Origin of the sequence: Streptomyces sp. NBC_01808 (genome assembly GCF_035917395.1) — a bacterium.
Lineage (GTDB): Bacteria > Actinomycetota > Actinomycetes > Streptomycetales > Streptomycetaceae > Streptomyces.
Map to the genome: position 1 here is coordinate 6677876 of NZ_CP109072.1, position 19665 is coordinate 6697540.

Annotated in this window: 18 protein-coding genes; 11 read left to right on the plus strand and 7 right to left on the minus strand. The window is 74.4% G+C overall.

Annotation, left to right across the window (positions count from 1 at the left end; translation table 11 throughout):
- Positions 1–1356, plus strand: a complete 1356-nt coding sequence (locus tag OG946_RS29485; RefSeq protein ID WP_326798996.1) for a glutamine synthetase family protein — start codon at positions 1–3, stop codon at positions 1354–1356.
- A gap of 35 nt (positions 1357–1391) precedes the next feature.
- On the opposite strand, the gene OG946_RS29490 is transcribed toward OG946_RS29485, so the two are convergent.
- From OG946_RS29490 to OG946_RS29505, 4 genes are read right to left on the minus strand one after another with little or no spacing between them, the layout of a single operon-like run.
- Entirely contained in the window at positions 1392–2273 is an 882-nt protein-coding gene (locus OG946_RS29490; RefSeq protein WP_326798997.1) for a GntR family transcriptional regulator, read from the minus strand.
- A 12-nt stretch (positions 2274–2285) separates the two neighbouring features.
- Entirely contained in the window at positions 2286–3374 is a 1089-nt protein-coding gene (gene pdxA / locus OG946_RS29495; RefSeq protein WP_326798998.1) for a 4-hydroxythreonine-4-phosphate dehydrogenase PdxA, read from the minus strand.
- Positions 3371–4639, minus strand: coding sequence for a four-carbon acid sugar kinase family protein (locus OG946_RS29500; protein WP_326798999.1), 1269 nt, complete (start codon positions 4637–4639; stop codon positions 3371–3373). The genes pdxA and OG946_RS29500 overlap by 4 nt, the downstream gene beginning before the upstream one ends.
- A complete protein-coding gene (locus OG946_RS29505; RefSeq protein ID WP_326799000.1) occupies positions 4636–5736 on the minus strand; it encodes a 2-keto-3-deoxygluconate permease in 1101 nt (366 codons plus the stop codon). Before OG946_RS29505 ends, OG946_RS29500 begins: the two co-directional genes overlap by 4 nt.
- A gap of 346 nt (positions 5737–6082) precedes the next feature.
- On the opposite strand from OG946_RS29505, the gene OG946_RS29510 reads away from it, so the two are divergent.
- The 3 genes from OG946_RS29510 to OG946_RS29520 all read left to right on the plus strand — a co-directional run bounded on the left by OG946_RS29510 (position 6083) and on the right by OG946_RS29520 (position 7937).
- Complete coding sequence (locus OG946_RS29510) at positions 6083–6916, plus strand: glycosyltransferase family 39 protein (protein WP_326799001.1); 834 nt, start codon at positions 6083–6085, stop codon at positions 6914–6916.
- Positions 6859–7230, plus strand: coding sequence for a hypothetical protein (locus tag OG946_RS29515; RefSeq protein ID WP_326799002.1), 372 nt, complete (start codon positions 6859–6861; stop codon positions 7228–7230). Before OG946_RS29510 ends, OG946_RS29515 begins: the two co-directional genes overlap by 58 nt.
- A 191-nt stretch (positions 7231–7421) precedes the next feature.
- Positions 7422–7937 carry a GNAT family N-acetyltransferase gene (locus tag OG946_RS29520; RefSeq protein WP_326799003.1) on the plus strand — a complete coding sequence of 172 codons (516 nt, stop codon included), beginning with the start codon at positions 7422–7424 and terminating at the stop codon, positions 7935–7937.
- Positions 7938–8242: 305 nt separating this feature from the next.
- Here the strand turns inward: OG946_RS29520 and OG946_RS29525 are convergent, their stop codons facing one another.
- The gene (locus OG946_RS29525) at positions 8243–8905 is read right to left on the minus strand and encodes an HNH endonuclease family protein (protein WP_326800400.1); all 663 of its coding nucleotides are present in this window, start codon (positions 8903–8905) and stop codon (positions 8243–8245) included.
- 283 nt (positions 8906–9188) lie between these two features.
- Between OG946_RS29525 and OG946_RS29530 the strand changes: the two genes are divergently transcribed.
- From OG946_RS29530 to OG946_RS29545, 4 genes are all read left to right on the plus strand, one after another.
- Positions 9189–9629: a hypothetical protein gene (locus OG946_RS29530; RefSeq protein WP_326799004.1), complete on the plus strand. Its 441-nt coding sequence runs from the start codon at positions 9189–9191 to the stop codon at positions 9627–9629.
- Between the two features lie 78 nt (positions 9630–9707).
- A complete protein-coding gene (secD, locus tag OG946_RS29535; RefSeq protein WP_326799005.1) occupies positions 9708–11930 on the plus strand; it encodes a protein translocase subunit SecD in 2223 nt (740 codons plus the stop codon).
- A gap of 250 nt (positions 11931–12180) precedes the next feature.
- Positions 12181–13044, plus strand: a complete 864-nt coding sequence (locus tag OG946_RS29540) for a dihydrodipicolinate synthase family protein (protein WP_326800401.1) — start codon at positions 12181–12183, stop codon at positions 13042–13044.
- 149 nt (positions 13045–13193) lie between these two features.
- Entirely contained in the window at positions 13194–13904 is a 711-nt protein-coding gene (locus OG946_RS29545) for a GntR family transcriptional regulator (RefSeq protein ID WP_326799006.1), read from the plus strand.
- Between the two features lie 128 nt (positions 13905–14032).
- Here OG946_RS29545 and OG946_RS29550 read toward each other — a convergent pair whose 3' ends face one another.
- Entirely contained in the window at positions 14033–14314 is a 282-nt protein-coding gene (locus OG946_RS29550; RefSeq protein ID WP_326800484.1) for a hypothetical protein, read from the minus strand.
- A gap of 179 nt (positions 14315–14493) precedes the next feature.
- Between OG946_RS29550 and OG946_RS29555 the strand changes: the two genes are divergently transcribed.
- On the plus strand, positions 14494–15234 hold the full coding sequence (locus OG946_RS29555) for a DUF6081 family protein (RefSeq protein WP_326799007.1): 741 nt from the start codon (positions 14494–14496) through the stop codon (positions 15232–15234).
- Between the two features lie 93 nt (positions 15235–15327).
- Here the strand turns inward: OG946_RS29555 and OG946_RS29560 are convergent, their stop codons facing one another.
- On the minus strand, positions 15328–16596 hold the full coding sequence (locus OG946_RS29560; protein ID WP_326799008.1) for an MFS transporter: 1269 nt from the start codon (positions 16594–16596) through the stop codon (positions 15328–15330).
- 247 nt (positions 16597–16843) lie between these two features.
- Between OG946_RS29560 and OG946_RS29565 the strand changes: the two genes are divergently transcribed.
- Positions 16844–17242: a DUF6223 family protein gene (locus OG946_RS29565; protein WP_326799009.1), complete on the plus strand. Its 399-nt coding sequence runs from the start codon at positions 16844–16846 to the stop codon at positions 17240–17242.
- A 194-nt stretch (positions 17243–17436) separates the two neighbouring features.
- Positions 17437–19641: an MMPL family transporter gene (locus tag OG946_RS29570; protein WP_326799010.1), complete on the plus strand. Its 2205-nt coding sequence runs from the start codon at positions 17437–17439 to the stop codon at positions 19639–19641.
- Positions 19642–19665: the final 24 nt, after the last annotated feature.

Genomic DNA, 19665 nt, shown 5'->3' on the forward strand with positions numbered 1-19665 from the left:
ATGACTGTGCGTACCGTTGACGGAGCGGCATCGGTGGACCGGGCGATGGCCGCGATGTCCGAGGCCGGCGTCCGGCTCATCGCGTTGAGCTGGGTCGACAACGCGGGCATCGGCCGGGTCAAGACCGTGCCGCTCGCCCGGCTTCCCCGGCTCGCGGTCCACGGCGTGGGGATGTCCCCGGTGTTCGACACCTTCCTCGTGGACGACTCGATGGCGCGTACCGACGGCTACGGCGGCCCCGTCGGCGACCTGCTCCTGCTGCCGGACCTGAACCGGCTCACCCGGCTCGCCGCACAGCCCGGCTGGGCGTGGGCGCCCGCGGACCGGTACAGCCAGGACGGCGAGCGGTACCCGGGGTGCCACCGGTCCTTCGTCAACCGCATGGTGCGCGCCGCGGCCGGCCAGGGGCTGAGCCTGCGGATGGGGTTCGAGACCGAGTGGAGCGTCGGCCCCGGCGCCCTCGGCGAAGGCCCGGCGTACGGGCTGGCCAGGCTGGCGGACTCCGGCGCGTACCTCCTCGACATCGTCGACGCGCTCACCGCGCAGGGCGTGGAGGTCCTCCAGATCCACCCGGAGTACGAGCCGGGGCAGTTCGAGATCTCCACCGTCCCGGAAGCCCCGCTGGACGCCGCCGACACCGCCGTCCTCGTCCGGCACACGGTACGGGCCGTCTCCCACGCCCACGGGCTGCGGGCCTCCTTCGCGCCCCTCCCCGGGCACTCCGGCATCGGCAACGGCGGGCACGTGCACCTGAGCCTGTGGCGCGGCGAGAAGAACCTGATGCACGGCGGTACGGGCCCGCGCGGCATGACGCCGGACGGCGAGGCGTTCCTCGCCGGGCTGCTGCGGTCGCTGCCCGCCCTGACCGGCGTCGGCTGCCCGTCCCCGGCCAGCTATCTGCGGCTGGCACCGTCGTCGTGGTCCGGCGCCTACCGCTGCTGGGGCTGGGAGAACCGGGAGGCGGCGCTGCGCTTCATCACCGGGCCCGCGGGCGAGGCGGCCCAGCGCGCGAACGCCGAGCTCAAGTGCTTCGACCAGGCGGCCAATCCGTACCTGGTGGTGGGCTCGGTCATCGCCGCGGGGCTGGCGGGCCGCGAGGACGCGCTGCGCCTGCCCGAGGAGTTCACCGACGACCCGGCCCACGCCGACCCCGGTGAACTCGCGCAGCGCGGCATCGAGCGGCTGCCGACCGGTCTGGCGGAAGCGGTACGGCACCTCAGGGGCTCGGTGGTGCTGCGCAAGGCGATGGGGGACCACCTCTTCGACGCGCTGCTCGCGGTACGCGGGGCGGAGGACGGTCTCTTCGCCGACCGCTCCCGGGCCGAGACCGTCGACGCCACCCGCCGGCGGTACTGACCGGGAGGTACGGTCCGGTCGGCCCGCCGGGCCGGTCAGCCGAGCAGCCGCCGCAGTTCCTCGGCGAGTTCGCGGGCCCGCTCCAGGTCGGCGGGTGCCGGTGCCCCGGTCCCGCTGGTGCCCGGGCCGGCCTCGGGGGCCTCGGGGGCATCGGTGCCTTCGGCGTCGAGCGCACTCAGCCGTACGGTCTCGGTGGTCTCGGAGACGTCGATGTCGAAGACCACGCGGTCGGCGCGGTGCCAGGTGGTGAACCACTCCAGCGCGTGCCCGTGCTGGTCGGTGGTCTCCCCTTCGAGCATCAGCAACGGCCCGCCCGGCTCGGTGCGCAGCGCCTCGGCGAGCATGTCGTCGGCCGCGACCGCGCGGACCTGCCGCCGCCCGCTGACCGGCCGCAGCCCGTAGTTCCGGGTGAGCAGCCGGTGCAGCGAGGCGTCGGTCAGGTCTTCGGCGCGCAGCCCCGGGACCTTGGCGGCGGGCAGCCAGGTGCGTACGTACGCCAGCGGGTCGCCGCCGACGAGGCGGAGGCGCTCCAGCCGCAGCGCCTCCGCCGTGTGCAGGAACGCCTGCGCGCGCGGCGGCGGGGTGCCGGGGCCCAGCGTGCGGACGACGGTGTGCAACTCCTGCCCGGCGACGGCGAACTGGTCGGAGAGCCCGGTCGCCCGCTGCACCAGCCGCCGGTACTCGGCCGGCGACGCCACCAGCGTCGGCCGCCCCTGGCGGCGGATGACCAGGCCGTCGGCCGCCAGCCCCGCCACCGCCTGGCGCACGACGCTGCGCCCGACGCCGAACGTGGCGCACAGCTCGGCCTCGCTCGGCAGGGGCGCCCCCGGCGGCAGGTCGTGGCCCAGGATCTGCTGGCGCAGGGACTGGGCGACCTGCTGGTGCAGGGGCCGTGGGTCACTTCTGTCGACTGCCATATCGCCCGGAGTCTACGAGGCCGTCCCCGGCCGCTCCACGGCGGCCGCCGCGGTCGCCGCGGCCGACTCGCCCGCCTGCGCGGTCCGCCACACCTGGCCCCAGCCCGGCGCCAGTTCGGCCGCGCGCCGGGTGGCCAGCACCAGGCTCGCCTCCCGGGCCACGCCCTTGCCCGCGATGTCGAAGGCGGTGCCGTGGTCGACGGAGACCCGGACGACGGGCAGGCCGACGGTGATGTTCACGCCGTCGTCGCCGTACACCGCCTTGAAGGGGGCGTGCCCCTGGTCGTGGTAGCAGACGACGACGAACTTCCACGCGCCCCTGACCGCGGCGGGGATGAGCGCGTCGGCGGGCAGCGGTCCGACCGCGCGGATGCCCGCGTCGTTCGCCCGCTCCACCGCGGGAGCCAGCACGTCGGCGTCCTCGTCGCCGAAGAGGCGGTTCTCGCCCGCGTGCGGGTTGAGTCCGGCGACGCCGATCGGCTCCTCGGGCAGGCCGAGGGCGCGGGCGAACGAACCGACGAGGCGCAGGACGTTGTCCGTACGCGCGGGGGAGACCCCGGCGATGGCCTCGGTGAGGGACACGTGGGTGGTGAGGTGGAAGAAGTACAGCTCGCCCGCGGAAAGCACGAGGCTGAAGTTCTCGACGCCGAACTCGTGCGCCAGCAACTCGGTGTGCCCGGGCCAGAGGTGGCCGCCGGCGTGCATGGCGGCCTTGTTCAGCGGCGCGGTGACGATGCCGTCGACCAGCCCGTCGCGGGCCAGGGCGCAGGCGCGCTTGACGAAGCGGGCGGAGCCGTCGCCGGCCGCCGCGCTGAGTTCGCCGTACGGGACCGCGCCCAGGGAAGGACCGTCCTGCACCAGGTCGATGGTCCCCGGCTCGTTCCCGGCGTCGCGCGGCGAGTCGACGACGCGCACCGCGGCCGGGTCCTCGCCGATCAGCGCGACGGCTCTGCGGACGGCGTCGGCGTCGCCGATCACCACCGGCCGGCTGACGCCGCGCAGCTCGTCGTGGTGCAGCAGGGTACGGGCCGTGATCTCCGGTCCGATTCCGGCCACGTCGCCCAGGGTGAGGGCAAGCGTGGGCACCTGCGGGTCGTTCACCGGTGACTCCTCTCCGTTCGCACCGCTTGCGCGGCCTTGATCAGTACATCGGGGCTGCCGAAGCCCCCGGCCTTGGTGGCCACGGGCAGTCCGGCGGCCGGGCCGCCGACGACGACGCCGAGCGGCACGCCCGGCTCGACGGTGTCGTACAGCCTGATACCGGTCCCGCCGAGGCGCTCCAGGACCGCGCGGGCGCCGTCGCCGCCGGTGGCGACGAGGCCGGCGACCGCGCCCGCGGCCACCGCGTGCGCGGCGGCGGCCGAGAGCCGGCGGGCGACCAGCTCCGGGTCGACGGCCGGGGCGCCCCGGTCCGGGGTGCTCAGCAGCAGCGTGGCCGGGCGGCCGGCCGCCGCCGTCCGCACCCGGTCGAGGAACCCGGCCCACGCGTCGTCCTCGGTGAGGTCCCGCGCGGTGGGCCGCAGGTGTTCGGCGGAGTACGCGGCGAGGGCTTCGGCCTGGGCGCGGGAGGCGTCGTGCAGGCTCGTCACCACCACGAGGGCGGTGCCCGCGGGGTCCCCGGCGGATACGGCGCCCGCGCTGTCCTCCGGCGCGGTGCCGGGCGCCTGCGCCTCCCGCGGCCGCCACCGGGCGGCCAGCGGGCCCGCGAGACCCGCGGAGCCGACGGGGAGCGCCCGCTCGCCGAGGTCCGCGACCGTACGCGCGATCCGGTCCAGGTCCTCGTCGCTCGCGGCGTCGAGCACGACGATCCGGCTGCCCGCCGCGCGGACCTCCGCGGCCCAGGCGGCGGGTGTGCCCCGCGGATCGAGGCGTACGAGCGGGGCGTCGAGCAGCGTCGGCAGATGGCTGACCGTCACGGGCGTCACCGGGTCGCGGCCCACCGCGGTCTCGCTGACCGGGCGTCCTTCGACCAGCAGGACGCCGTCCACGACGGTGCGGCCCACGGCCGGGAAGGCGGGGCACACGAGCGCGACGGTGCCGGGGGCGAGCACGTCGAGCATGGCGTCGATCTCGGCGCGGACCGGCCCGCGCAGCGTCGAGTCCACCTTCTTGAAGAGGTGGGTCACGCCGCTGCGCAGCAGCCCGGTGGTCGCCTCGCGTACGAGGTCGGCCGCCCCGGCGTCGGGCCGGGCGCGGGAGTCCGTGGTGATCGCCACGACGGAGATGTCACCGCCGCTCCCGTCGGCCGCCCCGGGCCGGTCGCCGCCCAGCCGCAGCAGGGTGGGCCAGCCCGCCTCGGCGAACTGCACGGCGGTGTCGCCGGCGCCGGTGAGGTCGTCGGCGACGATCGCCACCTCGTACGTCATGCGCGCTGCTCCTGCTCCGGGCGGTCCGCGAGGCCGCCCGCGGAATGGTGCACGGTGTCGTCCGCGTCGGCTGTGTCGGCTGCCCCGCCCGTGCCGGCTGCGTCTCCCGGCTCCTCCGCGACGCCGCCCAGCCGCAGGGCGCCCTTCCGCTTCAGCATGTACGCCGCGAGCAGCGGTGCGACGATCGCCGTGACCAGGGCCGACGCCGCGACCTGCGCCGTGGCGGTGCCGACGTACTCCTCGAAACGGGGGTCCGCGGCGGCCACGACGGCGGGGGTGGCGATGGCGTTGCCCGCGGTGGTGCCGGCGGCGAAGCCGAGGCCGGACATGGTGCCCCGGCGCAGGATGTACCGGTATCCGAGGTAGACCAGGTAGCCCGTGAACGGCGCGATGACCAGGCCGAGGAGCAGGCCGGTCACGCCGCCGGTGACGATGTCGCCGAGGTCGATGCCGGTGCCGAGGGAGAACGCGAAGAACGGGATGACGATGTTCGGCACCGGCTGGACGACCTTGCGCCACTCGGCGTCGACGTTGCCCACCAGCACGCCCAGCAGGAACGGGACGATCGCGCCGAGCAGGGCGAGGAACGGGATGTCGCCGAGGCCGGAGGCGCCGAGGAAGAGCAGCGTCAGGAAGGGCCCGTCGTTGACGGCGCTGGCCACGTACGCCCCGCGGTCCCGCTCGTCGCCGTACTGCCCGGAGAAGGCGAGCCACAGGCCGCCGTTGCTGTTGTCCATCGAGGCGAGCAGGGCGAGCAGCGAGACGCCGAGCAGCCCGTCGAGGCCGACGCCGAGCCCGAGCAGCACCACCAGCGTGGCGGGGATCAGGCTCTTCATCAGCAGCACCGTGCCCGCGTGGGCGAGGATCGGACCGCCGGTGCGGAGGGAGACCTGGGTACCCGTCGCGAAGATCAGCAGGGCGATGAGGGGCAGCGCGCTGTCCTGGAAGAGCGCGGTGGTGAAGCTGCCGATCCCGAGGGCCCCGGGGGCGAAGGTGCCGAAGATCGCGCCGAGGATCAGCGGGATCAGCATCAGTCCGCCAGGTATGCGCTGCATGGTGGCGAACAGGGGGACCCTGGACTTCTCTGGACCGCTCACGCCAACCTCCTCGTCGGCATCAGGAACGGCGCGGGCGCCGAACTTGTACGTATCTGTTGTACGTACAAGATGCCACACCAGGCCGGGAAGGGGAAGCCTCGGCTCCGGGCCCGGTGGCGGAAGCGGAAACCGGCCCTCGCCGGGGCGGGGGCCGGTTGAGGCGGCGGCGGTCGGTCCGTCCGCGCCGGGTGCACCGGAGTAGCGCTGCCGGAGCGGACCGTGCCTCCTGCGGCGGCACGGAGCCCTGGCGCGCCGCCGGGCCCGGCACCGGCCGCGGGGCGGCCACCTGGTCCCCGCCGTCGTCACCCTCGTCCTCGGGCTGTGGGGGCTCACCCGCCGGGGGTCGATGTGGCGGGACGAGGCCGCCACGTACGACATGGCCCGGCGCAGCCTCCCCGAACTCCTGGACACGCTCGCCACCGTGGACGCGGTCCACGGCCTGTACTACCTGCTGATGCACGGGGTGTTCGCCGTGTTCGGCGACAGCCTGTACGCGCTGCGCCTGCCCTCGCTGCTCGCCATGTCCGCCGCGGCCGCCGGCGTCGCGCTGCTCGGCGGCCGGCTGGCGGTACCCCGTGCCGGGCTGCTCGCGGGCGTGGCCTTCGCGCTGCTGCCCGCGGTGCAGCGCTACGCGCAGGAAGGCCGCTCGTACGCGCTCGTCTGCGCCGCCGTCACCTGGGCGACCTGGCTCTTCGTACGCGCCCTGGAAGAGCGCAGGACCCGGCTGTGGGCGGGCTACGGGGCGGTGGCCCTTGCCGGTTGCCTGCTGCACGAGTTCGCGGTGCTCGCCGTGGACGCGCACGGGGCCACCCTCCGTATCTCGCCCTCCTCCCGCAAGGACCTGCGGGCCTGGACGTGGACGGCGGGCGCGGTGGCGGCGGCGCTGGCCCCGCTCGCCGTGGTCAGCTCCCGGCAGTCGGAGCAGGTGGCCTGGATCGGCCCGCCCAGCCCCGGCGCGCTCCTCGGCTACGTCGTCCCCGCCCTCGCCGGCCTGCTCTGCGCCGCCCTCCTCCCGGCGGGGATGCCGTCGCGGTCGAGGGCGAGTTGGGCCACCAGTTGCCCGGCGACTGCAAGCGACTGTGCGACCACCTGCCCCCGGGTCGCTTCCTCGACTTCCTGTGGGTGCAGCACCCGCTCGGCGCCCTCGGCGGCAGTCTGCTCGGCAGGGAGGCCGAGCTGATCGCCACGGTGCGCGCGGTGGCCGACATCACCGTCTGGGAGCACGGACACGAGCACCTGGACGACGCCGCGCTTCCCGGCCTGCTGTATCCCTGCCTGGTCACCGACAACGGCGACACCGGCTACTGGCTCGCCGCCACCGACGACCCCGATGGCTGGACCGTCATGCTCAACAAGGGCCGGGACCCCGAATTCACCGACCACGGCACCACCCTCTCGGAGTTCCTGCACGAGTTCCTCACCGAGGGCTATCCGTTCGGCGCCGCCCTGCCCGACGACCTGTACGACCTGCCTCTGTTCACCTCTGACTTCTGACGTCTGCAGGCGTTCCGGTTCTGGAGTGTCCAGCATGTTCGACGTGTCTCTTCGAGGGGCCGGGCCGGTATCGCGGCCGAGGAGCACGCGGGGCTGGCGCCTTACGAAGCGAAGATGTTCACCCTCTTCGTCTGACGCCCCCGGCGAAAAACCGGGGGCTTTCCGTGTGGCCGCGTGGGTAGAGTCGGACGATGCCCGAGCTGGAGCGGCTGCGTGCCGGACATGCGGCGGCGGTCCTGGCCTTCGAGCTGGCGAACCGTGCCTACTTCGCGGCCGCGGTCCCCGACCGCGGCGACGCCTTCTTCGACCGTTTCCCGGACCGGTTCGGCGCGCTGCTGGCGGAGCAGGAGGCCGGCGTCTGCGCCTTCCACGTGCTGGTCGGGGAGGACGGCGCGGTGCTCGGCAGGTTCAACCTGATAGACATCGAGGACGGGACCGCGGAACTCGGCTACCGGGTCGCGGAGCACGCCACCGGCCGCGGGCTGGCGACCGAGGCCGTCCGCGAGCTGTGCCGCCGGGCGCCGGCCGCGTACGGCCTGCACACCATGCGGGCGGCCATCGTCCACGGGAACGCCGCGTCCCGGCGCGTCCTGGTCAAGGCGGGTTTCGCGGCCGCAGGACCGGCGGATCCCGCCCACCTCGGCGGCAAGCCGGGGACGTGGTACCGGCGCGATCTGACCCGCGGGGGCCCGCAGCCCGCTGTGTAACCTGATCCGGACGCGGTGCGGGCCCTCGGGCCGGGAGCAGCGGGGAGATCGAGTTCGTGGCGACTTGCAGGAAGTGCGGTGCAGGGAAGCGCCGCTGGCCCCGTTCGTGCCCGGCGTGCCAGGCCGGGTCGAGCCGGGCGGACGTGGCCGTGGAAGGCGCGGACATGGCCGTGTCGCTGGGCGTACTCGGGTGGATCGGCCGCGGGATCTCGGGAGCCGTACGGGCCGTGCTGCGCGCCCTCGGCTGACCGGACCCGGCGGCACCGGGCACCCCGGTAGTCGGCCAGGGCGCCCGGCGGTGGTGTCTAGTACGAGCAGCCGTTGAGCATGCTCTGCACCGCGGACTTCTCCGCGGAGTCGATCTTCAGGTTCCAGCGGTACTTGGTGTGGATCCAGAACTTGGCGTATCCGCACCAGGACGCGGTGCGCGGGGGCTTCCAGTCGGCCGGGTCGCTGTCGCCCTTGGAGCTGTTGACCTCGGTGGTCACCGCGATGAGCTGCGGGCCGGTGATGTCGTTGGCGAACTGCTGGCGGCGGGTGGTGGTCCAGGAGCTGGCGCCGGAGCGCCAGGCCTCGGCCAGGGCCACGATGTGGTCGATGGAGATCTGCGTGGGCGAGCTGCGGGTGACGCCGTCGAAGTAGCTGTACCAGGAGCCGCCGGTGGGGTAGCAGTCGGCACCGGTGGTGACGTTGGTGCCGTCGCGCTTGAGGACCGTCTCGCGGGTGTTGCAGGTGCCGGAGACGGTGGTCCAGTGGGGGAACAGATCACGGGAGTAGCCGGTCATCGAGCCTTCCGCGGCCACGGTCAGGCTGTTGAGCTCGGCCTGGACTTGCGCCTTGGGCGGCACATCGGGCGGAAACGCCGCCGCCGGCGGCGCCGCACCGAGCGCGACACCGAGGGCGAGGGCCAGCAGGGCGAGCGCGGCGATCCAGCCGCGCGGGGATATCGCCGAGGATCCGGGCAACAGGGCCTCCAGGGGGGTGAGGAGGAGCATCTGCAACGGAGCGGAGAGCCGGCGAAGTCCGCCGGTGTCGAACTGCTCTACGGTTGACGCAGGTTCGAACGGCCCGCCGCGTCTACGCGTATAGACATGCCCATGACATCTCTCACCCATGCGCCGCCGCATCCGCCGGGCCGGTTCCCCGCTCCCGGGTCCGGCGGGGGCGGGTGTCTTTGTGGGATGGGGGTGAGTAGGGTGGCCTGTTCGTGCTCGCTCTGCGGGCCCCATCCGGCTACCTAGGAGACCGCGTATGAGCAGGTACGCGCGCGCGGTCGGTCCCGGCTCCCCCGGTGGGGGCCGGTGGCGGGGTGTGGTCGTCGCCGTCGTGCTCGCCGTCGCCGGTGTGCTCGGGGTCGGCGCCGGGCAGGGTGGCGGGGCGGCGGTGTACGGCGGTCCTTCGTCGTACGGTGCCGCCTTCGACGTCGTCGGCGAGCCCGCCCCGAGCGCCGATCAGCACCTCGCCGGCGCCCCGGGGGCCGGGCCCGAGGACCACGCCGCGCCCCAGCAGGGCCAGCGCGGCGCCGCCGCGGAGCGGCCCTCCGCGCCGTTCGTCGCCGTACCCCGGCCCCCGAACGACCTCCCTCGTACCCCCTCCGTCCCCGCTCCGGCCCCGCCGGACGGCGGCACCCTCCCCGGCTTCAGCCCCGCTCCCGGTGGGGAACGAGCACCTCCGCCGGCTCCAGGCATCTGACACCACCCCCTTTTCATCCACCCCGGCGCGCCCCCGCGCACGCGGGCCACCGCGCCATGCCTGGCTGGAGCAAACCCCATGACACGCGCTACCCGCGTGCGGGCCGTGCTGGCCCTCGCCGTGCTCGCCCTGTCCGTCACCGTCGCCGTGCTCGTCCCCGTACACCTGGGGCTCGACCTGCGCGGCGGTACCCAGATCGTCCTGGAGGCCCGCGACTCCGACGCCGCGGAGGCCGACGCGGACACCACCGACCACACCCTCGAAGTACTGCGCAACCGCGTCGACGCCCTCGGCGTCACCGAGCCCACCCTGACCCGCTCCGGCGACGACCGCATCATCGTCGACCTGCCCGGTGTCCAGGACCCCCGCGAGGCCGCCGACCTCCTCGGCCGTACCGCCCAGCTCACCTTCCACCCCGTCCTCGGCATCGCGGACGACGCCGCGGCAGACGGCAAGGGAGCAGGCGGCAAGGTGCTGCGCGACGAGGCCGGGCAGCCGCTGCGCCTCGGGCCCGCCGCGCTCACCGGCGCCGACGTCGCCGACGCCGAGGCGCTCTTCGACACCCAGCAGGCCCGCGGCTGGTTCGTCACCGTCGGCTTCGACGGCGACGGCGGCTCCGGGTGGGCCGGGCTGACCGGCGCCGCCGCGTGCGCGCCCCCCGGCGATCCGGAGCGCCGCATCGCCATCGTCCTCGACGGCAAGGTCATCTCCTCGCCCCAGGTCGACCCCGGCGTCGGCTGCCGCACCGGCATCACCGGCGGCTCCACCCAGATCACCGGCGACTTCGGCCGCGACGAGGCCCGCGAACTGGCCCTGCTCGTCAACGGCGGCGCCCTTCCCATGCCGCTGGAGACCGTCGAGCAGCGCACCGTCGGCCCGACCCTCGGCGCCGAGGCGATCTCCGCCAGCGCCTGGGCCGCGCTCATCGGTGCCGCCCTCACCTCGGTGTTCATCATCGTCGTCTACCGGCTGCTGGGCTTCCTGGCCACCGTCGCCCTCGCCTGCTACGCGCTGATCTCGTACGCCGCCCTGGCCGCCCTCGGCGCCACCCTCACGCTGCCCGGGCTCGCCGGCTTCGTACTGGCCATCGGCATGGCCGTGGACGCGAACGTGCTGGTCTTCGAGCGGGCCAGGGAGGAGTACGCCGCCGGCCGGCGGCCGACCGTGCGCACCGCGCTGGCCGGCGGGTTCCGCAAGGCGTTCAGCGCCATCGCCGACTCCAACGTCACCACGCTCATCGCCGCCGGGCTGCTCTTCTTCCTGGCCTCAGGTCCCGTGCGCGGCTTCGGCGTCACGCTCGCGATCGGCGTGCTGGCCTCGATGTTCAGCGCGCTGTTCGTCACCCGGGTCCTCGCCGATTACGCCGCGGGCCGCCGCGCCCTTCGGGTACGCCCCGGCCGCTCCGGGATCGCGGGCCACGGCCGGGTACGGGCCTGGCTGGTCCGGCGCGACCCGAGGCTGATGCGCCACTCGCGCCGCTGGCTCGCGCTCTCGGGCGTCGCCCTGCTGCTGGCCGGCAGCGGCATCGTGGTCCGCGGGCTGGACTTCGGCGTGGAGTTCACCGGCGGCCGGCTCATCGAGTACGCCACCACGCAGCCCGTCGACGCCGACGACGCCCGCACCGCGCTCGCCGACGCCGGGCAGCCCCGTGCCGTCGTCAACACCTCGGGCGACAGCGAGCTGACCGTCCGTACGGAAGAACTCTCCGACGACGAGGCGGCCGAGGTCACCGCCGCGGTGGACGAGCTGGGCGGCGGCGCGGAGAAGGTCCGCGACGAGATGATCGGGCCCAGCCTCGGCGAGGAGCTGCGCACCGGCGCGCTCATCGCGCTCGGCGTCGCCCTGGCCGCCCAACTGGTCTATCTCGCCGTCCGCTTCCGCTGGACGTACGCCACCTCCGCGGTCGCGGCGCTCGTCCACGACGCGGTGATCCTCGTCGGCGTCTTCGCCTGGCTCGGCAAGCCCATCGACGGCATCTTCCTCGCCGCCCTGCTCACCGTCATCGGCTACTCCGTCAACGACTCCGTCGTCCTGTACGACCGCGTCCGCGAACTCGTCGCCGCCGACCGCCGCAAGCCGTTCCGCACCGCCGCGAACACGGCGATCCTGCAGACCCTGCCGCGCACGGTGAACACCGGCATGGGCGCCGTCTTCATCCTCGCCGCGCTGGCGCTGCTCGGCGGCGGTGCACTCACCGACTTCGCGCTCGCACTCCTCGTCGGCATCGCCGCGGGCACGTACTCCTCGGTCTTCACCGCCACCCCGCTCGCCATCGAACTCGACGCCCGGAAGAAGAGGTGAGCGACGGCTTCCTGCCCGGAGCCCGGGTGGCGAGGGGAGCGCACCACCGCCGCCACCCGGGCCGTCGGCGCGCCCGGCGCGCGGGCCCCGGGACATCGGCCGCCCGGGCGGGTATCCAGAGAATCATGTGACATTGTACTGTTGTTCGCGGGCCCGCGACCGCGCGGCCCGCGCCTGCCTGCCGCGACTCACCCCGGAGTGCTCCATGACTTCTGCCCCACAGGAACGGTCCCGCCCCTGGCACGGCCTCATGGTCGCCACCGCGCTCCCGCTGCGCGCCGACCTGACCGTTGACTTCGACGCCTACGCCGAGCACGTGCGCCGGCTCCTCGACGCCGGCTGCGACGGGGTCGTGACCAACGGCTCCCTCGGCGAGTACCAGACCCTCACCGACGACGAGCGCATCCGCTTGGTGCACACCGCCGTGGCCGCGGCCGGCGACGGCGACCGGGTCATGGCGGGCGCCGCGGCGTACGGCAGCGCGGAGGCCCGCGGCTGGACCGAGCGGGCGGCGGAGGCCGGCGCCGGCTCGGTCCTGCTGCTCCCGCCCACCGCGTACCGGGCGGACGAGGCGGCGGTGCGCGCGCACTACGCCGAGGTGGCGAAGGTCGGCCTGCCGGTGGTCGCGTACAACAACCCGTACGACACCCGCACCGACCTCACCCCCGCGCTCCTCGCCGCCATACACGGCGAGGAGAGCATCGTCGCCGTCAAGGAGTTCACCGGCGACGTCCGCCGCGCCTACGAACTCGCCGAGCTGGCGCCCGGACTCGACCTGCTCGTCGGCGCGGACGACGTGCTGCTGGAGCTGGCCATCGCCGGCGCCGTCGGCTGGATCGCCGGCTTCCCCAACGCGCTGCCCGACGCCTGCGCCACTCTCTACCGCGCCGCCACCGGCGGCGACCTGGCGCTGGCCAAGCCGCTCTACCGGGCCCTGCACCCGCTGCTCCGCTGGGACTCCAAGCCGGAGTTCGTCCAGGCGATCAAGCTGTCCATGGACGTCGCCGGGCTGCACGGCGGCCCCTGCCGCCCGCCGCGCTCGCCGCTGGCGGACGAACAGGCCGCGGTGGTCAGGGGCGTCACGGAGAAGCTGCTCGCCGAGGGCCTGGGCTGACCGGCAGCGTCATCCGCGTACGGACCCTACCCGCGTACGGACCCGCAGCCGCCTTCCGTCCCGGTCCCGGCCGCCGGGGCGGAAGGGCGGAGTACGATACAGCAATGTCACATCGCGCAGCGGGCCCCGCCGCTCCCGGAGGGAACACCATGGCTGAGGCGAAGCGGGGCAAGCTCATCTCGGTGCAGAAGCACCTGCGTGACCAGGTCGCCAACGCCCTGCGGGCCGCGCTGATTGCGGGCGAGCTGCGGCCCGGCGTCATCTACTCCGCGCCCGCGCTGGCCACGGAGTTCGGCGTCTCGGCCACGCCCGTGCGCGAGGCGATGCTCGACCTCGCCCGCGAGGGCCTGGTCGAGGCCGTACGCAACAAGGGCTTCCGCGTCACCGAGATGACCGAGGGCGACCTCGACAACTACACGGAGATCCGCGAGCTGATCGAGGTCCCCACCGTGGGCCGGGTGACCGAAGTGGCCACCGAGGAGCAGTTGGAGGCGTTGCGCCCGCTGGCGGAGGACATCGTCAAGGCCACCCGGGACCACGACCTCATCGGCTATCTGGAGGCCGACCGCCGCTTCCACCTCGACCTGCTCGCGCTCGCCGGCAACGACCACCTGGTCACCGTCGTCGCCGAACTGCGCAACCGCTCCCGGCTGTACGGCCTGACGGACCTCGACCGCGCCGGCGTGCTCGTCGACTCCGCGCAGGAGCACCTCACCCTGCTCGACCTGATGATCGCCGGCAACGCCACCGCGGCCCAGGAGCTGATGGCGGGACACCTCGGCCACATCCGTACCCTGTGGGCGGCCGGCCGGCGCAGCGCCGAGAAGCGCGCGAGCGCACTGCGCCTCGGCGAGGGCTGATACACGGCGCCACCCGCGGCGCGCCAACGCGGAGCCGCCCGCGGCGCCGTGCCGCGCTGCGGGCGGTGGGACGGCCGGGCGGGCGGGGCCGGACGCGGGCGACGACGGCGCACCGCCCGGCTCTCCGCTCAGACCGCCCGGCGGCCGCCGTCGAGCAGAGTCCCCATCCACTCCTCGACGGCGTCCGGGTCCCGCGGCAGCCCGTCCGACATCAGCCGGGCGCCGTCCTCGGCGATGACGAGGCCGTCCTCGATCCGCACGCCGATGCCGCGCAGCACGCCCCAGTCGTACAGCCCCTCGGCGATCACCGCCATCGCCGCCTGGTCCTCGCCGGTCAGACCGGTCAGCCAGGCGTACCCGCTGTGCGGGCGGAAGCGGTAATCGCAGTCGTGGGAACGGACCTTGAGCACCCCGGGAGGGAAGCGGCCCGTGCGGCCCAACTGCCCTCGGTGATCCCGGATCCAGCCCTCGGACCCGCCCACGACGGAGTGGAACTCCGCCCCGCCGGCGGGAATTGGCGTCGGAGAGCGGGCGGACCGCGTGAACCCGGGATGTTCCGGGCCGCGCGGGCGCGCCGATGGTGGGGCGTATGACTTCCGCATCCGTGGCAAGTACGTGGACGTACGACGACTTCACCCGCGTCGCCCTCGACCCGGCCCGCTGGCGGGTCATGGAGATGACGGGGGCCGGGGGCGTACGGCACGAGTACCGGGACGACAACGCCCGGGTCCGCACCGGGGACGGGCGGCTGACGCTGACCGTGAACCCGTTCAGCCGCTTCCACGACACCGACCCGCGGCGCAACAACGCCAAGCAGATGTACCGGTCGGTGCGGCGGTTCGACGTGCCGGCCGGGGGGCGGCTGGCGTTCGAGGTGGAGATGGCGGTGCGGACCTTCGGGCAGGTGCCGTACGACCTGCTCGACGCCTTCGGCACCGTCAACCTCTTCGATCTGCGGACCGGCGTCGTCATCAACGCCGCCGCCACCAACGACACGGTGTACGCGGTCGTCGAGCGGCTGGTGATCCCCGGGGTGAGCCGTCCCGAGGACCACTACATCCACCGGGTCGTCATGGACGTGCCCACGGAACCCGGGCAGGCGCACCGCTACGCGGTCGGCTACCGGGCAGGGACCTCCGAGGTGGAGTGGTACGTCGACGGGCGGCTGGCCTACTGGGCGCGGGTGCCGGTGCCGGTGGCCGGCTTCCACGCGGGGATGGCCCTCTTCTCGGCCCGCGACCTCGCCCGCTACTCCCGCGCGGAGCGGGAGCGCGGGCAGGGCGCGACCGGGTGGTGGGGCCCGTGGCGGATCACGGCGAGCGACCGCTGAACGCGGGCGCGGGGATGCCGTCGACCCCCGGGGGCCGGGGACAGCCGGTGCCCCGACCGTACCCCGGCCAGGGGCCGCGGGCTCATCCCGCGTTCACGGTATTTCCTCCGGCCGCGGGCGCGGGGATACGGGCACGGGAGCGGGCTGCCGCGCTCCCGGGTCGGGCGCGCCCGCCGGGTAGTGGCGGATCGCCAGCGCCGTCACCGCGTACGCGACCAGGCCCACCGCCGTCGCCGTGACCGCCACCCCGGTGCCGTCGGAGACCGCCAGCGCCGCGCCGCCGCCCGCGCCGGCCAGCGCGACGCCCACGTACAGCCCGCTGGTGTTGAGCGCCACCGCCTCCGTGCCTGCCTCGCCCGCGAGTTGCAGGATCCGGGTGTTCGTCGGCGGGGTGAAGCTCCACGCCGCGCAACCCCACACCGCCAGGTTGAGCGCCACCAGCCACACCGGCGCCGTCCGGCCCGTCGCCCCGGTGACGGCCAGCAGCGCGGTCGCGGCCACGACTCCGGCGACCGACGCGCGCAGCGTACGGTCCGGGCCCCAGCGGTCCGTCAGCAGCGCACCCGCGCCGGTGCCCACCGCCCCGGCGACGCCGACCACGGCGATGAACAGCGCCAGCACGCCGCCGCCTCGGCCGGTGAGGTCCCGGGTCAGGGGCGCGACGTAGGTGTAGACCATCAGGCCGCTGCCGGCGCAGACCACGGTGCCGGCGGCGCAGAGCAGGACCGCCGGGCGGCCCAGGATCCGCAACTGCCCCCGTACGCCGAGCTGCGGTGCCCCGGACAGCCGGGGCAGCGCCGCGGCGGACGCCCCCGCCACCAGCGCGGTGGCCACCGCGACCGCCACGAAGGTCGACCGCCAGCCGAAGGCGTCGCCCAGCAGCGTGCCCGCGGGCACGGCGGTGAAGAGCGAGAGCGTGAGCCCCGCCGCGACCGTGCCGATGGCCCGGCCCATCCGCTCCGGCGCCGCCAGCCGCGCCGCCGCGGCGAAGGCAGCGGGGGAGACGGTGGCGGCGATCAGCGCGGTCAGCACGCGGGCGCCCATGAGGGTCGCGTAGTTCGGGGCCAGCGCGGTGGCGGTGTTGGCCACGGCGAAGGCGGAAAGGCCGCCGACGATCAGGGTCTTGCGGGGCAGCCGCGCGGTGGCCACGGCCAGTACGGGCGCGGCCACGGCGAAGGTGACCGAGAAGACCGTCACCAACTGCCCGGCGGCGGCCTCGCTCACGTCGAGGTCGGCGGCGATGTCGGGGAGCACGCCCGCGATGACGAAGTCGTCCGTGCCGATGACGAAGGTGGCGAACATCAGGCACAGCAGCCATCCCGCGCCCCGCGCCTGCGGAGAGGAACTCACCTTGGAAGCCATGGCCGCAGCTAACGCCGGGGTGGCGGGGCACTTCCAGGGCGTTTCGACGCCATTCGGAGAAACCCCGCGGTGCGTGGGGGCGCGCGGTGCTGCGGCCGCGGTAGCCGGGTGCTGTGGCCGCAGACGTCGCCGGGCGCCGCTACCGCCGCGGTGGTAGCGGAAACCGGCCGCGTCTGGAGGACGCCCCGGGCCCCGGCCGGTTCGTACGCTGACGCCGCCAACCGCCGTGCGACCGAAGGGGTCCCCGATGTCCGTTCGTCACCTGTCCACCGCCGCCGCGACCGCCGTGCTCGCCGTCCTCGTGTCCGCGGCGCCTGCGGCCGCGCGAGTTGCGGTCGCGGCCGAGAGCGACGACGGCCAGGGGCGCGGCCCGGCCACGGCCGCGGCGGTCCTGGCGCTGATCGGCGTGGTCCTCGGCGGGCTCGCGCTGGCGCGCAAGCTGGGCGCGGGACCGCGGTGGCCGCTGGTGTCCGTGGTGGTGTCGGTGGCAGGGATCGCCATCGGCGCGGTGGCGCTCGCCGGCTCCGACGGCGTCGGCTCGGGCTCCGGCCGGGGCGGCGCGATCGTGGCCCTGGTGCTCGGCGTCGCCGGACTGGCCCTCGGCGGCCTGGCGCTGGCCCGCGCCCGCCGCGCGGTGTCGGCCTAGGCGGTCGGCGCGGGCCTCCCAGGCCCGCTCCCCGCCCGGTCAGCGGTCCACACCCGGTCCGGTCCGCGGCCGGGACGACTGCTCCCTTCGATTGACATGTACTGCAAGAGGAGTACCGCGGCCGCGGTAGTGCGGCCCGCGGAGTGCCTGCGTCTGTACGTCGACTCCGGTGATCCCCGTCCCGAGGATGAGGGGTGCACCGCACGAGACCCGAGGAGACGATGATGCCCACCGAGACCGCCCGCCCGGACGGCGCCCTGGCGAGGCTGGCCCGGTTCTGTCACCGGCGCCGCCGCCTGGTCCTGCTGGCCTGGATCGTCGGCGTGATCGCCGTGGCGGCCGCCGGCTTCGGCCTCGCGGCCGACCCCGACAACGACTTCTCCGGCGGGGACTCGGGGTCGGCCAGGGCGCAGGCCCTGATGGAGAAGCACTTCCCCGAGGAGCAGGGCGACACCCTGACCCTCGCGATCAAGGCGGACGCGGGCGTCGACGACCCGGCCGTGCGGCAGAAGGTGGAGCAGGTCGTCGCCGACCTGGCCGACTCGCCGGTCACCGGGCCCGTGACGTCGCCGTACGACGACGACCAACTGGTCACCGAGGACCGCCGCATCGCCCGTACGACCATCCCGCTCACCGACAAGGAAGCGACGAAGGACGACGTCAAGCCGCTGGTGACGACCGTCAAGGACGCTTCAGGCGACGGCGTGACGATGGGGCTCGGCGGCGACAAGGCGGAGAAGGCCGAGACGCCCAAGCAGGGCCCCGCCGAGAGCGTCGGCGTGCTGGCCGCCGCGGTCATCCTCTTCATCTCCTTCGGCTCTCTGGTGGCGATGGGGCTGCCGATCGTCACCGCGCTGATGGCGATCCTCGGCGGCATCGCCCTCATGAAGATCGCCGGGCACCTCGTCCCCTCGCCGGACTTCACCGTCCTGGTCTCCGCGCTCATCGGGCTCGGCGTGGGCATCGACTACGCGCTGTTCATCGTGACCCGCTACAAGGAGAAGCTGCAGAACGGCGAGAGCCCCGAGGACGCCACCGTCGGCGCCATCACCACCGCGGGCCGCGCCGTGCTCTTCGCCGGCACCACCGTGGTGATCGCGCTGCTCGGCCTGGTCACCATGGGGCAGCGGCTGATGACCGGCGTGGCGGTCGCCGCGTCCCTGACGGTGCTGGTGACGATGGTCGCCGCGGTGACCCTGCTGCCGGCGTTCCTCGGCTTCACCGGGCACCGGATCAACTCGCTGCGGCTGCCCCGCCGTACGGCCCGGGGCGCCGGCTCCGACACTCCCGACACCGAGCGCCGCACCCCCGCGGAGCGCTGGGCCGGCGTGGTGCAGCGCCGGCCGCTGGCCGCCGCGGTGCTGGCCGTCGCCGGGCTGCTGGTGCTCGCCGCCCCGGCGCTGTCGATGCGGCTCAGCCTGCCGGACGCCAGCGTCCAGCCGCGCGACCGGAGCAGCTACACCTCGTACGAGATCGTCTCCGAGGGCTTCGGCCCCGGCTACGGCGCACCGCTGATCTTCGCCGCCGAGGTCGACGCCGCGGGCGGCGACCTGACCCCCGCCGTCGCGGCGGTCGACGGCACGCCGGGCATCGCGCAGGTGACGCAGCCGCGGGTGAGCGAGGACGGCGAGGCCGCCACCTTCATGGCGTTCCCGGAGACCGGCTACCAGGACGAGAAGACCGCGGACCTGGTGCACGAACTACGCGATGACGTGCTGCCCAAGGCGCCCGGCGGCGAGGCCGTCCACGTCGGCGGGCCGAACGCCGGGGCGATCGACTTTGCGGAGGAGACCGGTTCGCGGCTGCCGTTCATGATCGCGGTCGTGATCGTGCTGTCGCTGGTGCTGCTGGTCGCGCTGGTGCGGTCGGTGACGATCGCCCTCCAGGCCGCCGTGATGAACCTGCTGTCGATCGGTGCCGCGTACGGCGTGCTGGTCGCGGTGGTGCAGTGGGGATGGCTGGGCTCCGCCCTCGGGTTCCCGACCGACATGCCCATCACGACCTGGGTGCCGATGATGATGTTCCCGGTGCTCTTCGGCCTGTCGATGGACTACGAGGTCTTCCTGATCTCGCGGGTCCGCGAGGAGTACGAGCGCACCGGCGACACCAGGACGGCCGTCACCCGTGGGCTGGCGCGGACCGCCAAGGTCATCACCGCCGCCGCGGCCATCATGATCGCCGTCTTCACCACCTCGCTCCTCGGCCACGACGTGTCGGTCAAGCAGATCGGCCTGGGCATGGCCGTCGCCGTGTTCATCGACGCCACCATCGTGCGGATGATCCTCGTGCCCGCGGTGATGGAGCTGTGCGGCAAGACCAACTGGTGGATGCCCGGCCGCCGGGCACCCGAGACCACCTCGCCACCGCCGGCCGAGGTCGGGGAAGAGGCCAAGGTCTGACCTTTTCCTGGTAGTCGGGCGGGG

Coding starts and splice junctions, on each gene's coding strand:
- OG946_RS29560 (WP_326799008.1), bottom strand. CDS start 16,596: ATGGCTTCCAAGGTGAGTTCCTCTCCGCAGGCGCGGGGCGCGGGATGG.
- OG946_RS29530 (WP_326799004.1), top strand. CDS start 9,189: ATGAGCAGGTACGCGCGCGCGGTCGGTCCCGGCTCCCCCGGTGGGGGC.
- OG946_RS29500 (WP_326798999.1), bottom strand. CDS start 4,639: ATGACGTACGAGGTGGCGATCGTCGCCGACGACCTCACCGGCGCCGGC.
- OG946_RS29485 (WP_326798996.1), top strand. CDS start 1: ATGACTGTGCGTACCGTTGACGGAGCGGCATCGGTGGACCGGGCGATG.
- OG946_RS29555 (WP_326799007.1), top strand. CDS start 14,494: ATGACTTCCGCATCCGTGGCAAGTACGTGGACGTACGACGACTTCACC.
- OG946_RS29510 (WP_326799001.1), top strand. CDS start 6,083: ATGTGGCGGGACGAGGCCGCCACGTACGACATGGCCCGGCGCAGCCTC.
- OG946_RS29545 (WP_326799006.1), top strand. CDS start 13,194: ATGGCTGAGGCGAAGCGGGGCAAGCTCATCTCGGTGCAGAAGCACCTG.
- OG946_RS29565 (WP_326799009.1), top strand. CDS start 16,844: ATGTCCGTTCGTCACCTGTCCACCGCCGCCGCGACCGCCGTGCTCGCC.
- OG946_RS29490 (WP_326798997.1), bottom strand. CDS start 2,273: ATGGCAGTCGACAGAAGTGACCCACGGCCCCTGCACCAGCAGGTCGCC.
- OG946_RS29520 (WP_326799003.1), top strand. CDS start 7,422: ATGCCCGAGCTGGAGCGGCTGCGTGCCGGACATGCGGCGGCGGTCCTG.
- OG946_RS29540 (WP_326800401.1), top strand. CDS start 12,181: ATGGTCGCCACCGCGCTCCCGCTGCGCGCCGACCTGACCGTTGACTTC.
- secD (WP_326799005.1), top strand. CDS start 9,708: ATGACACGCGCTACCCGCGTGCGGGCCGTGCTGGCCCTCGCCGTGCTC.